Annotated in this window: 13 protein-coding genes and 1 pseudogene; 8 read left to right on the top strand and 6 right to left on the bottom strand. The window is 53.8% G+C overall.

Going from position 1 to position 16,146, the window contains the following annotated elements; genetic code table 11:
- Positions 1-14: 14 nt before the first annotated feature.
- From mutL to FT643_RS05620, 4 genes are all read right to left on the bottom strand, one after another.
- On the bottom strand, positions 15-1,874 hold the full coding sequence (mutL, locus tag FT643_RS05605; protein ID WP_156870042.1) for a DNA mismatch repair endonuclease MutL: 1,860 nt from the start codon (positions 1,872-1,874) through the stop codon (positions 15-17).
- A 36-nt stretch (positions 1,875-1,910) separates the two neighbouring features.
- On the bottom strand, positions 1,911-3,308 hold the full coding sequence (locus FT643_RS05610; protein ID WP_156870044.1) for an N-acetylmuramoyl-L-alanine amidase: 1,398 nt from the start codon (positions 3,306-3,308) through the stop codon (positions 1,911-1,913).
- Between the two features lie 51 nt (positions 3,309-3,359).
- Positions 3,360-3,815: a tRNA (adenosine(37)-N6)-threonylcarbamoyltransferase complex ATPase subunit type 1 TsaE gene (tsaE, locus tag FT643_RS05615; RefSeq protein ID WP_156870046.1), complete on the bottom strand. Its 456-nt coding sequence runs from the start codon at positions 3,813-3,815 to the stop codon at positions 3,360-3,362.
- A gap of 101 nt (positions 3,816-3,916) precedes the next feature.
- Positions 3,917-5,449, bottom strand: a complete 1,533-nt coding sequence (locus FT643_RS05620; RefSeq protein WP_156870564.1) for an NAD(P)H-hydrate dehydratase — start codon at positions 5,447-5,449, stop codon at positions 3,917-3,919.
- Positions 5,450-5,530: 81 nt separating this feature from the next.
- On the opposite strand from FT643_RS05620, the gene queG reads away from it, so the two are divergent.
- The gene (gene queG / locus FT643_RS05625) at positions 5,531-6,577 is read left to right on the top strand and encodes a tRNA epoxyqueuosine(34) reductase QueG (protein ID WP_156870048.1); all 1,047 of its coding nucleotides are present in this window, start codon (positions 5,531-5,533) and stop codon (positions 6,575-6,577) included.
- 24 nt (positions 6,578-6,601) lie between these two features.
- On the opposite strand, the gene orn is transcribed toward queG, so the two are convergent.
- Positions 6,602-7,147: an oligoribonuclease gene (gene orn / locus FT643_RS05630; protein ID WP_156870050.1), complete on the bottom strand. Its 546-nt coding sequence runs from the start codon at positions 7,145-7,147 to the stop codon at positions 6,602-6,604.
- 75 nt (positions 7,148-7,222) lie between these two features.
- Between orn and rsgA the strand changes: the two genes are divergently transcribed.
- Both rsgA and FT643_RS05640 read left to right on the top strand, forming a co-directional pair.
- The gene (rsgA, locus tag FT643_RS05635; RefSeq protein ID WP_156870052.1) at positions 7,223-8,236 is read left to right on the top strand and encodes a small ribosomal subunit biogenesis GTPase RsgA; all 1,014 of its coding nucleotides are present in this window, start codon (positions 7,223-7,225) and stop codon (positions 8,234-8,236) included.
- 345 nt (positions 8,237-8,581) lie between these two features.
- On the top strand, positions 8,582-9,406 hold the full coding sequence (locus FT643_RS05640; RefSeq protein ID WP_156870054.1) for an SDR family NAD(P)-dependent oxidoreductase: 825 nt from the start codon (positions 8,582-8,584) through the stop codon (positions 9,404-9,406).
- A gap of 175 nt (positions 9,407-9,581) precedes the next feature.
- On the opposite strand, the gene FT643_RS05645 is transcribed toward FT643_RS05640, so the two are convergent.
- Entirely contained in the window at positions 9,582-10,196 is a 615-nt protein-coding gene (locus tag FT643_RS05645) for a 3'-5' exonuclease family protein (protein WP_198043347.1), read from the bottom strand.
- A gap of 439 nt (positions 10,197-10,635) precedes the next feature.
- On the opposite strand from FT643_RS05645, the gene FT643_RS05650 reads away from it, so the two are divergent.
- The 5 genes and pseudogenes from FT643_RS05650 (at position 10,636) to FT643_RS05670 (ending at position 16,144) form a co-directional block, all read left to right on the top strand.
- Positions 10,636-13,431 carry a monovalent cation/H+ antiporter subunit A gene (locus tag FT643_RS05650; protein WP_156870056.1) on the top strand — a complete coding sequence of 932 codons (2,796 nt, stop codon included), beginning with the start codon at positions 10,636-10,638 and terminating at the stop codon, positions 13,429-13,431.
- Positions 13,431-13,745 (top strand): annotated as a pseudogene (locus FT643_RS05655) (Na+/H+ antiporter subunit C); the annotation flags it as partial. The gene FT643_RS05650 and the pseudogene FT643_RS05655, both read left to right, overlap by 1 nt.
- 143 nt (positions 13,746-13,888) lie before the next feature.
- On the top strand, positions 13,889-15,400 hold the full coding sequence (locus FT643_RS05660; protein WP_156870060.1) for a monovalent cation/H+ antiporter subunit D: 1,512 nt from the start codon (positions 13,889-13,891) through the stop codon (positions 15,398-15,400).
- Positions 15,393-15,881 (top strand): Na+/H+ antiporter subunit E, encoded by a 489-nt coding sequence (locus tag FT643_RS05665; RefSeq protein ID WP_156870062.1) that lies wholly within the window; start codon positions 15,393-15,395, stop codon positions 15,879-15,881. Before FT643_RS05660 ends, FT643_RS05665 begins: the two co-directional genes overlap by 8 nt.
- Complete coding sequence (locus FT643_RS05670) at positions 15,875-16,144, top strand: K+/H+ antiporter subunit F (RefSeq protein WP_156870064.1); 270 nt, start codon at positions 15,875-15,877, stop codon at positions 16,142-16,144. Before FT643_RS05665 ends, FT643_RS05670 begins: the two co-directional genes overlap by 7 nt.
- Positions 16,145-16,146: the final 2 nt, after the last annotated feature.

Genomic DNA, 16,146 nt, shown 5'->3' on the forward strand with positions numbered 1-16,146 from the left:
CGGCGGCTTCACTATTATCGCCCCCGCAGAAACAGTTTATCCAGTTCCGACAACGACATTTGCGTCCAAGTAGGCCGGCCATGATTACATTGGCCGCTGCGTTCAGTGACTTCCATATCGCGTAATAATGCGTTCATTTCGGGTAGTGTGAGTTTGCGATTCGCCCGGACTGAGCCATGGCACGCCATAGTAGAGAGCAGCTCGTTAAGCGATTGCTCGACCCGGTCACTGCTGCCATGGGTCACAATATCCGACAGCACATCCCGCACCAGGGTTTCGACGTCGGCATCCCGCAACAAAATAGGAACCTCGCGCACTAATAAGGTTTCCGGCCCCATGCGTTGGATCAAAAACCCTAATTTCTGAAACAGCCCAAGGTGTTCCTCTGCGAAGTCCGCTTCGCGACTGCTGACCGCCATACTCAGCGGAACCAATAATGGTTGTGAACGGATTTTCTCATCCTGCCAACTGGATTTAAGACGTTCATAGGTGATGCGTTCGTGAGCCGCGTGCATATCAACCACCACCAATCCATGCTGGTTCTGCGACAGAATATAAATTCCGTGCAATTGCGCAATGGCAAATCCCAATGGTGGTGTTTCGCCTGCCTCATGCTCCGCCATCGGGCTAGCTGATTTGGCTGGCGTATGCAGATCGGCGTAGACCTGCATGGTGTCCGCCACCTGGCGTTCGCCGAAAGTGGATTTGGGTTGAGTGAATTGCAAATTGTTCTGGTGGCGGAATTCTCCAGACCCGACCGCCAAACCCGGCGACGCATTGAACGGATGCAAGGCCGACGGCGCAGCTGCAGCGGAGGCCGGATTAAAACCGGAATCGGTCCTCGTCTGATTTACCGGCTGACTGTCCGCAGGGGACATTTCCGCAATGGCCCGGTGCAAACTGCGATACAAAAAATCGTGAACCTGCCGGCTTTCGCGAAACCGCACTTCGTGTTTGGTGGGATGCACATTGACATCCACCCCTTTTGGATCGAGTTCCAGATACAGCACAAACGCCGCATGCCGACCGTGATACATGACATCACGATAAGCCTGCCGCACCGCGTGATTAACGACTTTGTCCTTTACGCTGCGGCCATTCACAAAAAAATACTGCAGGTCGGCCTGGCTGCGGGAAAACGTCGGCAACCCCATCCAGCCCCACAACCTAAGTTCGTCCGTTTGCGTATCAATACGCACCGCACTTTCTATAAAATTAGGACCGCACAAAGTCGCCACCCGGCGATCCTGTTCTGCCTCGGTGGTGGCGGAACGCAGCGCATGCACCACCCGCTGATTATGGCGTAACGTAAATCCCACATCGAAATGGCTTAGCGCCAAACGTTTAACGATTTCTTCCAAATGGCTGAATTCGGTTTTTTCGGTACGCAGGAATTTGCGTCGGGCCGGGGTATTAAAGAATAAATCCCTCACCTCGACCGTGGTACCCTGAGGATGGGCGGCTGGAAGCAAGACCGCCTCCATGTCCCGCCCTTCTGCCTGCACGCACCAACCTGCGCCGGATTGGTTATCGCTGGACGTCAGACTAAGGCGGGAGACCGAACTGATGCTGGCCAAGGCTTCACCACGAAAGCCCAGTGTGGTCACCCCTTCCAGATCTTCCAGCTCGTGAATTTTACTGGTGGCGTGACGGGCTATGGTGAGCGGAAGGTCAGCTTCATTCACGCCCAGGCCGTTATCGCGAATGCGCAGTAACTTGACTCCGCCCTGCTCTACGTCCACATCCAACCGGGTAGCCTGGGCATCAAGACTGTTTTCAAGTAGCTCTTTCACCACCGAAGCCGGACGTTCTACTACCTCACCAGCGGCGATCTGGTTGGCTAATCGCGTCGTCAGACGAATAATTTTGCTCAAAGGAAAACCCACTTTGCTGCTATCAGGTGTGGTTTATCAGGAATTCGGAATCCGTAATACCTGACCGACGCGGATTACGTCGCTGTCATTGAGGTCATTATACTGCATTAAGGAAGCAAGATTGACCCTGTATCGCACCGCAATGGTGGATAGGGTTTCACCTGATGTGATGCGGTGCCTGGTCGCCTGCAAATGTTGTTTGCGCATTGCGATATAAGTACCGGGAGGGGGGTGTTGATCGAAATAGGCGATAATACCGCGACTGATGGCACGAGAGAGCTTCACCTGGTGATCTTTGGAACGCAGGTTATTTTCTTCGGCCGGGTTTGATATAAAGCCGGTTTCCACCAGAATCGATGGAATGTCCGGCGACTTCAACACCGCAAATCCGGCTTGCTCCAGATGGGGTTTATGGAGCCGGGTAACGGAACCCATCTCACGCAATACCAGCGAACCCACTTTGATGCTGTGCTCCATACTGCCTTCCATTGCCAAATCATAAATAACCGAGGTGACCATGACATCCGCATTGTCGATATTGACACCACCGATCGCATCGGACTGGTTTTCTTTTTCGGCTAACACGCGAGCCAGGGTACTGGTTGCTCCGCTGCGTGACAAAGCAAAAACCGACGCCCCTTTGGCGTTACGGTTACTGAAGGCATCTGCATGTATCGACACAAACAGATCCGAGTTGTATTTTTTACGCGCCGTATCACGCCGGGCGGCCAGTGGCAAAAAGTAATCTCCGTTCCGGATCAGCACCGGCTTAATTCCCTTCTCAGCCTGCAACACGTTATATAGACGCCTGGCGATTTGTAGCACAACGTCCTTTTCACGGGTTCCTTTCGCACCGATCGCGCCGGGGTCCTCACCGCCGTGGCCAGCATCAATGGCCACCACAATATCGCGGCCACCGGAAATGCCACTGTAGGATTTAGTAACCGTTGGTTTGGGTTTGGCTGCCGCTTGAGGTTTACCTGCGGCCGAATTGCCCGCCACTCTGCCGGAAAGGCTTTCCAGGTCAATCACGAGACGATTGCCATATTGGTCGCCCGGCTTGAGCAAAAAGCTTTTCGGATTCAGCTTGCGGTCAAGATCCAGCACCACCCGCAACGTCCCGTTCCCCTGTGGCGCACTGCGTACATTCACCAATGGCCCGCCTTTTATTTCCACCAGATCCAGGGCATTGGTTTTCTGCGCACCGGCAATATCAATCACCACACGATTGGGGTTTTCCAGGGTAAATAACTGGTGCTTGACCGGACCGGACAGATCGAACACCACGCGGGTGTTGTCCGGCGCGTTCCAGACCCGTACGCTGCTGATTTTCTCGGCTGCCGCAGCCCAGGGTGCCGTGATGACAAACCAAAGCACAACCGCTGCTTGCAACAGATTCTTAGATACCCCGTTCAATTTGTTCTCTAACCTCATGAGCTTCAACTACTTTCCCATTTCACTTTTTAGGCTTTTTTTTCCGTTTGGTCAAATTTTCGTTAATTCGCCTAACAAACTTTGCCCCCTCGCGGTGCCAAAACCCAGCTCCGCACGACGTGCCTTTCCGACCATTATCAGGTTGATGTTCAGGTCCGCCGGGGGGATGCCCGCGCCACCCCTTTGCGGCCACTCCACCAGACAAATCGCGTCGCCGTCAAAGTATTCCCGGATACCGATGTACTCCAACTCTTCCGGATCTTCCAGGCGGTAAAGATCGAAATGAAACACCGTCAATTCGCCCAGTTGGTATGGTTCAACCAGAGTATAGGTGGGACTCTTAACCGCACCTGAATGGCCCAGAGCCTGGATAATGCCGCGGCTCAACGTCGTCTTGCCTGCCCCCAGATCCCCATGCAGATAGATCACACCGCCCTGGCGCAATACCTGCGCAAGGCGCTTACCCAGGGCAAGGGTGTCGGCTTCGTTGTTCAGATCCAGGATCATGGGAGGGGGCATCCTCAAACATCTCGTTTGCTATTCGACTAAATGGGATAGCCAGTTAGGCGAAAAGTTCGGCAGCCGGATATTGTGCTCGCTTTTGCCCCCTATCGTCCAGCCTGATTCACCAATCTGCGCAGATGTGGCATTAAATCGGTTGCCAATAACCCGCGCTGACCGGTTTGCTCGGTAGCCCGGTCTGCTGCCGCGCCGTGCACCCAAACTCCGCAAGCCGCTGCGTCACCCAACGCTAACCCCTGGGCTATCAAACCACCGATCACCCCACTCAACACATCCCCCATACCTCCGCTCGCCATGCCGGGATTACCGCTATTGCTGACAGAGACGTCGCCTTGCGGTGACGCTATCAGACTGCCCGCGCCTTTCAGCACCACGGCGGCGCTGTATTTCTGCTGCAGGCTTGATACCGCATCGAAACGGTTTTTCATCAAATCTTCAACCGAGCTGCCCAACAGGCGTGCCGCTTCCCCAGGATGCGGTGTTAACACCCAATTCACGCGCTGGCTCATCACGTCCGCTTGCTGGTGCCAGCTGGCCAATAGGTTTAGCCCATCCGCGTCCAGCACCAGAGGCTTATCGGTGGCCAAGGCCTGACGCAACAACTGCTGCCCCCAAGGCTGCTGGCCAATGCCGGGACCAATCACAATCACGTCGGCTTTTTCCAAATAAAGGGCAATATCCTCACCCTCGTCCACGCCGATCACCATACACTCAGGACGTCGCGCCAGTATCGGGGAAATATGCTGGGGGCGGGTCACCACGGAAATCAACCCAGCGCCAACCCTGCCCGCCGCTTCGGCGGCCATCGCCACTGCGCCCCCCATGCCTTTATCTCCCCCTATTACCAGCACATGACCGTTCTGGCCTTTATGAGCCAGCCGTGAGCGCGGCGGTAACCAGCGTTCAACATCGCGGCTACTGAGCAAGGTGGCGGAGGGTGCCACCTGTTGCAGCACCTCGTCGGGCACCTCCAACCCGGCGAACAGCAAGCTACCCACATAATCTGGCGCCTGCCCTGTTAACAGACCTTGCTTCATCGCAATAAAGGTAACGGTGGCTTGCGCTTTTGCAGTTGAGCCCAGGCAGGTTCCCGTATCGGCACACAGACCAGAGGGAATATCAACGGCCAGAATCGGGCAAGCGCTGTCATTCATAGCCACGATCGCCTGCGCGTAAAGTTCGCGCACAGATCCGGTCAGACCCGTGCCCAACAGCGCATCCACGACAACGTCCCCCCGGTAGGGCTTTTCCGGATCGAATGATTCAAAGGACGCACCGGCTTCCTTGGCATGGTTTAAGGCAATAAGCGCCTCCCCCTGTATTTTCTCGACATCGCCTACTTGGACACAATGGGCTTCGAAGCCTGCCTTTTCTGCCACCGCCGCAATAACATAGCCGTCGCCCCCGTTATTGCCGGTTCCGCAGAAAATGCACAACTCCCGCGCCTGCGGCCACAAATCCCGCAGCGCATCAAAGGCCGCCTGCCCCGCCCGGCTCATCAACTCAAAGCCCGCAATACCTTGCTCTTCAATTGCGATCCGATCCAATTCACGAACCCCGGCGGCATAATACAAATTCGCGGGCAATTCACTGGTATACTGTCTTGATTCGTTGGCCATCATGCACTCCATTTTTGGTGTAAGCTGAGCCTTCTTATACCACAGCTTAAATCACTTTCTTGTGACGCAGGTTTTTCGCGTTTGGACTATCAGCAACTCGTTAACAACATCAAACTCTGGGGCAGCGAACTCGGTTTTCAAAAAACCGCAATCGCCGATATACGGCTGGATCAGCACGAGCATTATTTGCAGAAATGGCTGGATCAGGGCTTTCACGGAGAGATGGAATATATGGCCCGCCACGGCACCAAACGCAGCCGCCCCCACGAACTGCAGCCAGACACGATCCGAGTTATCAGCGCACGTATGGACTATCTGGCAGCGGATACCGAACTGCTACAGATTCTGGAAGATCCTGATAAGGCGTATATTTCTCGCTATGCCTTGGGACGGGATTATCACAAGCTGATGCGCAAACGATTGACCCGGCTGGGTAAAAGGATTGAAGAGGAAATCGGCCCTTATGGTTACCGGGCGTTTGTGGACAGTGCACCCGTGCTGGAGAAAGCCCTGGCAGAAAAGGCCGGCTTAGGCTGGATTGGCAAGCATACGCTGCTGTTGGATCGCAGCGCCGGTTCGTGGTTTTTTCTTGGTGAAATCTATACCGATTTGCCACTGCCGGTGGATCAGCCTGTCACCCAACATTGCGGTAGCTGCTCGGCCTGTATTGATGTCTGTCCGACCCAGGCCATTGTGGCCCCCTATCAACTGGATGCGCGTAAATGCATCTCTTATCTGACCATAGAACTGCACGGCCCCATTCCGGAGGCGTACCGCAAGCCCATGGGAAACCGGGTATTCGGCTGTGATGACTGCCAGTTGGTATGCCCCTGGAACCGGTTTGCACAATTCACCGCTGAAGACGACTTTAACCCCCGCCACCGCTTGCAGAACAGTGACCTGGTGGAGCTGTTCTGCTGGGATGAACAAACCTATCTGGCGCGTACCGAAGGCTCACCAATCCGACGCATTGGATACGAACGATGGCTCAGAAACCTGGCCATCGGCTTGGGTAATGCCCCCACTTCTGAGGCGGTGCTGAAGGCGCTGCGCACCCGGACCAACTACCCATCCGCACTGGTGCAAGAGCATGTGCAATGGGCTCTGCAACAGCACAGAGCCCACTAATCCAAACGCGTTTGCAACTAACGATCAGGGCTGAATGAAGGTTTGCCGGTAATGTTTCAACTCAGCAATCGACTCGCGGATGTCATCCAGTGCCAGATGGGTGGCGGATTTTTTAAATCCATCCAACGCGTCCGGCTTCCAGCGCCGCGCCAGCTCTTTTAACGTACTGACATCCAGATTACGATAATGGAAGAACGCTTCCAGCCTGGGCATGTATCGATAAAGAAAGCGTCGGTCCTGACAAATACTATTACCGCACATGGGGGAAGCTCGCTCGTCCACCCACTGTGACAGGAACTCAATAGTAGCCAGCTGAGCCTGATCCTCACCGGTCTGACTCTGACGTACCCGCTCGGTAAGTCCGGATTTTCCGTGCTGTGTCGTACACCATTCATCCATGGCGGCCAGGGTATCGTCGCTTTGGTGCACGGCAAACACCGGACCTTCAGCCAGAATATTGAGGTCGGCATCGGTTACGATGGTCGCGATTTCGATTATGACATCCTGGTCCGGATCCAGCCCGGTCATCTCCAGATCCAGCCAAATCAGGTTGTTTTTGCGGTCGTTCATGACAATCCTTAACTTTGCTTCGTATTATTAACGTAGAATAGCGCAAGAATCCGATTGTGGACCGAATAGGGCAACATGAGCAAACGTAAACTAACCCGTCGTCAAAGCTGGCGCATAGAAAAAGTTCAGCAGGAAAAAGCGGACCGGATTGATAAGAAAGCCCGCAAGTTAAGTGATAGCGACGACCTGGGTGATGAAGAAGAAGGCCTGATTGTCAGCCATTTCGGCACACTGGTGGAAGTGGAACCACTGGCACCACCCACCGACCCCATCCGATGCCACTTTCGCACCAACCTGGGATCACTGGTCACCGGTGATCGCGTGGTCATGCGTCGTGGCCAATCCGGCTACGGTGTGATTGAAACTATCCTGCCGCGCACCAGCCTACTGTCACGCCCCGACCCACGGGGTAACCTCAAACCGGTGGCCGCCAATATCGATTTTATGATCCTGGTGGTCACACCGGAACCGGCGCCCTCTGGTGTGCTGATTGATCGCTATTTGGTGGCGGCGGAGCTGCAAAAAATCCCGATCAAAATCCTGCTCAATAAAACCGACCTGCTGAATGAAATGAACGAAGTGGCGATTGATGCGTTGTTAAATACCTACCGAGACATCGGATACCCGGTCATGGAATGCTCCGCCAAAACTGAACAAGGATTAGCAGAATTGCAATTGGAGCTGGATCAGAAAACCTCGGTCTTTGTCGGGCAATCGGGTGTCGGAAAAACCTCACTGGTAAACGCACTGCTACCCGGAGTCAACGCCAGGGTCGGTGCATTGTCCGAAGGCTCCAAACTGGGTAGACACACCACCACCAATGCCCGCTTGTTTCATTTTCCTTTTGGTGGCGATCTGATTGATTCGCCGGGGATCCGGGAGTTCGGACTCTGGCACCTGGACCCGGATAAAGTGATTGAGGGTTTTCGGGATTTTGATCCCTGGCGCTTTGAATGCCGGTTTCGGGATTGCCGGCATCTGCAGGAGCCGGGCTGTGCTCTGCATCAGGCGGTTGAGAACGGTAAAATAGAACGGCAACGGGTTGAGAATTACTTTTCGATTCGGGAGGCGCTGCTGGAGGGGCGGTAGGACGCTATTTGAAGGGCTGCACACTAGGCAAAGCTAACGGCTATAAACAAAATAGGCTGCATTCTCGCCCGCACCTGGGACCATTCCCGACACGCTCACTATTAACCTGTATAACTCACTAGGACTATTCACATCATCAATCCCTAGCAGAAACACTGCATATGATTTGGCACTGCCATTCCCGGAATCAACCGGGCTACGTTTCCATCTACCCACACGAGAAGGCCCGATCTCGAACCACTGCGGCTCTGTCACGATAGTATTCTTTAATTACAAGTGTAGAGGATTTTGACACACTGACTGTTGCGTGGAATGGATCTTCGATATCAGAAGTAGAGGAAGTATATGAAACAACTCTCAGGAAAGGTTGCCGTGATCACTGGCGCGGCGGGCGGTATCGGCAGCGCTCTGGCAATGGAGTTGGCCAATGCCGGAATGGACATCGTATTGGCTGATATCGACGTGCAAAGCATGGAAGATCTTGCTGAGAAAATCACATCATTGAACCAACGTTGCATTTGTTTCGAAACCAACGTCAGCGAGTTTAGACATATACAGAGACTACTGGACCACACTCTCGCTTCGCTCGGGGATTGCCACTTATTAATTAACAACGCCGGGATAATTCGGGCCGCCGGGCTTTTTAGTGTGGACTTTCAGCGCTGGCAGCAGGTAATCGACGTCAATCTCAATGGAGTTTTGTACGGAAGCAGGGTATTCGGAGAGTATTTCATTAGTAAAAAGGAAGGGCATATCGTCAATGTTTCATCGGCCGCGGCATTGTTTCCAATGCCCGGGATGACGATGTATACCACATCGAAGATTGCGGTCGAGAGCTTTACAATGCAATTACGTTGGGAGTTGCATCAAAAAGGCGTGGGTGTAACCCTGGCGCGCCCGGGCACTACCAAATCAAAGATCTATGAAGGCCCTCAGGTAGGGCTGCCGCGCGCACAGGCCAATCGTGTTACACAGATGGCACTGCGTCCGGAAGGTCTGGCGCGAAAAATACGCCGGGCAGTGCAACATAACCGCGCGCGGGTTAGCTCCGGGGCGGAAGTCTATCTCTTCGGTCTGCTTCGGCTTTTACCAATGTGGTTAAAGGATCCCATTGGTAAGCTTATCGCTCGAACAACATTAAAGATGCTGCCACAAAAGCAAATCGATTAGTCCCACTAGAAATACCGCCCCATCCTCTCTAAATCAATTTTTAAACGCATCATAAATTTCAAGACCAGGCAAAATTTCATAGCCACCAATATTGAGACCTGCAATGGATATGAGGGCTTGAACGCCATCGCCACGCTGTTTATTTCTTTATAAACCGCTATGGACCGGTGGCCGGTCAGGCCACTCGGTCGACAGAGTGCTGCCTGACAGTATCTCTCGTCACGGAGGCACTTTCAGCCTCTGCTTCGACCGATGCGGGCCGCGATATTTGCGCCTGACCCAACAGCATGTTCATCGTTTTCGCGATGATTCTTGCGTCGTTCAATGCACGATGCGACCTGAGTCCTGTCGCTTCTATTATTTTGCTTTTGTGCTGCGTCCAATCGGATAGCTGGTGTTCTTTTAGCACCATTTCAATCGGGCTGCACTTAAATGCTGGATAAACACCCGCCTGACCAAACAGCGTTAAGATCCAGGGCAAATCTCGTGTCCAACAGTCTGAATACAACGTTTCTCCGCGGCAGAAGTCGTTTAACTCGGCACACACATCGTGGACACTTAACCCGTAAGTCTCCAGAGCCTCGCAATTAATGCCGTGCATCGCTTCTGCTTCTTTACACCAGTGCTTCCACTCTGGTGCCGGCTTAATCAATGCCTGATATTCGCGACCGCTGGCCATTACAACACCCACTTCGATCGGATAGCTGTCGCTGCCTAATCCCGATGCTTCTATGTCCAGCACATTGCAACGAACGCGCCTGCGTCTTCGGGAGAAAATTCTTTGGTTCATTATGAATAGTCCTTTACCGTTCTAAAAAACAACTTCATTGAGCGCCTTTCCCTGCCCCACGCTTAAGCACGATCCCTGCCAATTTCCTTATTAAAACGGTCGAGATTGCAGCCCGCTTAGCGGCACCCCGCACTGCATGGGCTTTAGCTGAAAACGGGTGGAAGTGGGCCTGCCAACCTGCGCTGGCACGTTGTACTGCGACTTGACAGAGTATGCAAACATTACAAACGCTTATGTAACAAATTAATATGACAACTTCCGCATTCTGCTGGGAGCCGGAAGTCCTCAACTTAAGCACCTGTTTTACTGATCTATACTTTGGCAAGCTCACTCAACGTGAGCTACCGGAAAATCACTATCTGACGCCCTAGTTGGTTTCATGTTATCTTTTCGCGCTGCCCAATAAGAATAATTCCGCTTAGGTGAGGCCTTTGCTCGTATGAACGTATTTTGGATACTGTTGCTGCCCCTGGCAGGCATCTTGTTGCCTGTGCTGTTTGCCAGGTTCGGTCGCACTGTGAGTGCCTGGTTGACGGCGTTGATGCCGGCTTTGGCTCTGGGAATTTTGCTGCAGCACGCGACTGAGGTGTTTTCCGGCGAAGTATCGGTGTTCTCGATCCCCTGGGTACCGCTATTGGGCTTGAATCTTTCCCTGCATCTGGATGGGCTGGCGTTTCTGTTCTGTCTGCTGATCCTGGGAATCGGTCTGCTGATTATTTTGTATGCGCGCTACTACCTCTCCGAGTCCGATAATATGGCGCTGTTTTATGCCTATTTATTGTTCTTTATGTCCGCCATGCTGGGAGTGGTGCTGTCCGCCAACCTGTTGCAGTTGTGGTTGTTTTGGGAGCTGACCAGCATCAGCTCGTTCCTGCTGATCAGTTTCTGGTGGCATAAGAGTGAAGCCCGTAAAGGGGCGCGCATGGCGTTAACCGTTACCGGTGCTGGCGGCCTGGCGCTGCTGGGGGCATTGTTAATGATCGGGCATGTGGCCGGCACCTATGAATTACGGGAAATTCTTGCCATGGGTGATGTACTGCGCAATAGCGAGCACTACCCGGTGATTCTGACACTGTTTTTGCTGGGCGCGTTTACCAAGTCGGCGCAGTTTCCGTTCCAGTTCTGGCTGCCCCACGCCATGGCGGCCCCCACCCCCGTGTCGGCCTATTTGCATTCCGCCACGATGGTGAAAGCCGGTGTGTTCTTGCTGGCACGCTTTTATCCTGTGCTGGCCGATACCGAAGCCTGGTTTGTGGCGGTGTCGCTGACCGGTATGGCAACCATGTTATTGGGCGCCTATATCGCCCTGTTCAAGCACGACCTGAAAGGCTTGTTGGCCTATTCCACGGTCAGCCATCTGGGGCTGATCACCTTGTTATTCGGCTTGGGCACGCGACTGGCTGCCGTCGCCGCCGTGTTCCATATTATTAACCACGCTGTGTTCAAGGCTTCCTTGTTTATGGCCGCCGGCATTATTGACCATGAGTCGGGCACGCGGGATATGCGCAAATTAAACGGACTATGGAAATACATGCCCTATACGGCCACCCTGGCGATGGTGGCCGCTTCCTCCATGGCCGGCGTTCCGTTACTGAACGGATTCCTTTCCAAAGAAATGCTTTTCACCGAAACCCTGAACCAGTCCACGCTGGGCGCACTTTCCTGGTGGATCCCCTTGCTGACGACAGCCGGTGGCGCGTTTGCCGTAGCCTATTCCCTGCGTTTTATGCACGACGTATTCTTTAATGGCGAGCCTATCGATTTACCAAAAACCCCCCATGAGCCGCCACGCTATATGCGGGTACCGGTTGAAGTGCTGGTGGTGGTGTGTTTACTGGTGGGGATTTTTCCGCATTTTATGGTGGGTGACCTGTTGGCTGCGGCATCCGCTGCGGTGTTACAAGCGGATTTGCCGGTCTTCAGCCTGGCGATCTGGCACGGTTTTAATTTTCCCCTGTTGATGAGCGCATTGGCGGTATTAGGCGGCCTGACTTTATATATCAACCGCCGCCATCTATTCGGTTTTCAGATGCAGTTCGCCGACCGGGATGCCAAGTACATGTTCGAAGAACAAGTGCAAAAACTGATTGCCCGGGTAACCACGCTGCATAAATGGCTGGACAACGGTTCATTACAACGCTCTATGTTTTTGTTGATACTGCTGGCGCTGGTTGTAAGCGCAGCCCCCTTGTTCGATCTGCTGGACGCCATCGGAACCCACCCCCAATTGCCAATTAACTGGGTGGTGGGGTTCTGTGCCGGCTTGATGGTTGCGGCGACGTTCGTCACCTTGTGGTGGAGCCATTTACGACTGGTCGCCCTGATTGCCTTGTCTGTCGTAGGTTTGATTGTATCCATCGCATTCGCCTATTTTTCGGCACCGGACCTGGCCCTGACCCAGCTCTCTGTGGAAGTCGTGACCATCCTATTATTTCTGTTGGCCCTGTTCTTTTTGCCGCAAAAAAGTCCCGTCATTGACAGCAATCTGACTACCATTGTCCGCGACTTCAGCGTGGCGGCCCTGTTTGGCAGCGTCATCGGCACTATCTGCTATGCCATGTTGACCCGGCCATTGGACAGCATTTCAGATTACTTCGTCGCAAACAGTAAATCCGGCGGTGGCGGGACCAATGTGGTGAATGTGATTCTGGTGGATTTTCGCGGTTTTGATACGTTGGGTGAAATCACCGTGCTGGGCATCGCCGCCCTGGGCATTTATAAGTTGCTGGCACAAATCCTGTTGTATATGCCCTCCGCGGATAATAAAGGCTATCGCTGGTCTAAGGAACGCCACCCCTTCCTCTTGGCCGTGGTCTCGCAGAGCTTGTTACCACTGGCGTTACTGGTGTCCGCCTATATTTTCCTGCGCGGTCATAACATGCCGGGGGGTGGTTTCATTGCCGGCCTGATCACCGCCATTGCCCTGATCCAGCAATACGTAGCTCATGGCGTAGTGTGGATGAAGGAGCGTATGCCCATCAATTATCTGGGTCTGATTGCCAGCGGCTTGTTTATCGCCACTCTGTCCGGGCTGGGGAGCTGGGCTTTTGGCCGCAACTTCCTGACCACCTGGTTTGATCATTATCACCTGCCGCTGGTCGGTGAGTTTGAACTGGCCAGTGCCATGGTGTTTGATTTCGGAGTGTATCTGACGGTGATCGGCGCGACACTGCTGATCCTGGCTAATTTGGGTAAACTCACCACCAGTGAGCGCCTCAAGGCAGGAGATGACTGATGGAATTTACTTTTGCCATGAGCGTGGGCGTGCTAACCACAGCCGGTATTTATTTGATGTTACGGGCACAAACTTTTCCGGTGATTCTGGGGCTGACATTATTATCCTACGCAGTGAATCTGTTTCTATTCGCCAGCGGGCGTTTAACCGTAAACGGAGCGGCCATCGTTGGCCACAGCCAGGATTATGCCGACCCATTACCACAGGCACTGGTCCTGACTGCCATCGTGATCGGTTTTGCCATGACCGCCTTCGTGCTGATATTGGCGATCCGGGCACGCTCGGATCTGGGCAACGATCACGTGGACGGACGCGAACTGCCACCGGAACGCAGTGCGATGGAAGATGCGCTGGCAAACCGCATTGAAAAGAATCAGGCCCGGCAGAACCGATCCCGCAAGAAACCGGCGAACCACCAACAAGCCCAACAGAATAACGTAAAAAGGAAGCTCACCTGATGCTGCAGCATTTACCTGTACTGCCGCTATTAATCCCGCTACTGGCCGGCGTTTTAATGTTAATGCCGCCCATCGCCGGCACTCTGCAACGGCAGCGGGTGTTCGGCACGTTGGCGGCACTGCTGCAACTACTGGCAACGATCACGTTGCTGTGGCAAGTGAATCAGCACGGTCCGATCGTGTATGCCATGGGGGAATGGCAGCCACCGTTTGGCATTGTTTTGGTGGCTGATCGGCTGGCCACGTTAATGTCTGTGCTCACTGCCCTTTTGTTGCTGTGTGTGCAACTGTTCAGCTGCGCCGGTGAAGATCAGAAAGGTAAATTTTTGCACCCGTTGCTGATGTTTCAGGCGCTGGGCATCCAGGGCGCGTTCTTAACAGGTGACTTATTTAATCTGTTCGTGTTTTTCGAAGTGTTGCTGATTGCCTCATATGCCTTGCTGATCCACGGAGGTGGCCCACAGAAAACCCTTGCCAATGTTCATTATGTGACACTGAATCTGGCCGGCTCTGCGCTGTTCCTGTTTGCCCTGGGCATTATGTACGGCACGTTCGGCACCCTGAATATGGCCGATATGCAACTCCGTGCAGCGCATATTGTGGAGAGCGATGTACAACTGGCGGAATCCGGCGCCATGCTGCTACTGGTGGTGTTCGGCCTGAAATCCGCGATGATGCCGCTACACTTCTGGATGCCCAAAGCCTATTCGGTGGCACCGGCACCAGTCGCCGCGTTATTCGCCATTATGACCAAGGTCGGTATCTACAGCTTGTGGCGGGTTCACAGCACCATCTTCGGCGACGGTGCCGGGGAGCTGGCCAACATCGCTCAACCGTGGCTTTGGCCGCTGGCTTGGCTCACCATCGTGATCGGTATCATTGCGACTCTGGCCAGCAAAACCCTGCGTGAGCTGACTGCCAATATGGTCATTGTTTCGGTAGGCAGTCTGCTGCTGATGGTGACGCTGAACACCCGTGAAGCCACCGCCAGTGCTTTGTATTACCTGATCCATAGCACACTGGCAACGGCGCTGATGTTTTTGGTGGCCGGGCTGATCGTCAGCCAACGAGGTAAAGCGGAAGACCGCTTTGTGCAGGCACGCCCGGTCGCACAACCGGCGTTGCTGGGGCTCTTGTTTATGCTTGCTGCGCTGGCGCTGATCGGCATGCCGCCGATCTCCGGATTTATTGGCAAAGCACTGATGCTGAAGGCCGCGCTGGCCAGCCACCAAGCAGGCTGGATCTGGCCACCAATATTGCTGGCCAGTCTGGCTGCGTTGCTGATGTTAGCGCGTTCCGGCAGCACTTTGTTCTGGCGCACCCGGGGTGAGAATGCCGGAGAAGTGAAGGTACACCCCGCTCAATTAACGGCGGTGTGTTTACTGGTAATCACATTGCCGCTGATGGTGGTGTTCGCGGGCTGGATCACTGAATACACCCAGGCTGCCGCTCAGGACATGACACGCAGCCTGAGTGTGCCGCTGCGGATACCGGGAGACACTGATGCTTAAACGAATTTTCCCCATGCCGCTGCATACCCTGATTTTGATCGGGGTATGGATGCTGCTGAATGAATTCACCATGGGGCACTTGGTGCTGGGTTTGGTTCTGGCCACCATCATTCCGTGGGTAACAGCGCCCCTGAGTAATCCCCACCACCGAATTAAAAAACCGATTAAAGCCTTTCTTTACATCATTATGGTATTGGCTGACATTGTGGTCTCCAACTTTGAAGTGGCAGGGCGTATCCTGCGGCCCAACAGGCAGTTGCGTCCGGGATTAATCGCCCTGCCGCTGGATCTGACCGGCCAATTTCCTTTGGCGGTACTGGCCAGCACAATTTCACTCACTCCCGGCACAGTGAGCCTGGATTTCTCTGAAGATATGAAATGGTTATACATCCACGCATTGCATATGGATGATGAACAAAGCCTGATACAACGAATAAAATCACGCTACGAAACGCCGCTGAAGGAGATCTTCGCATGTTGAATACGGTTTTGCTGGTCGTGACCGTGATGGTCGGGCTGGCACTGGTACTCAATACAATACGTTTGCTGGCCGGCCCTTCCACAGCCGATCGTATTCTGGCGCTGGATACGCTCTACATTAATAGTATCGCGTTAATTGTTTTGCTGGGGCTGTACTTTTCCAGTGACATGTATTTTGAATCCGCTCTGCTGATTGCCATGCTCGGGTTTGTCAGCACCGCCGCACTGGCCAAGTATCTGTTGCGTGGCGACATCATTGAATAAAG

Source organism: Ketobacter sp. MCCC 1A13808 (assembly GCF_009746715.1).
Taxonomy (GTDB): domain Bacteria; phylum Pseudomonadota; class Gammaproteobacteria; order Pseudomonadales; family Ketobacteraceae; genus Ketobacter.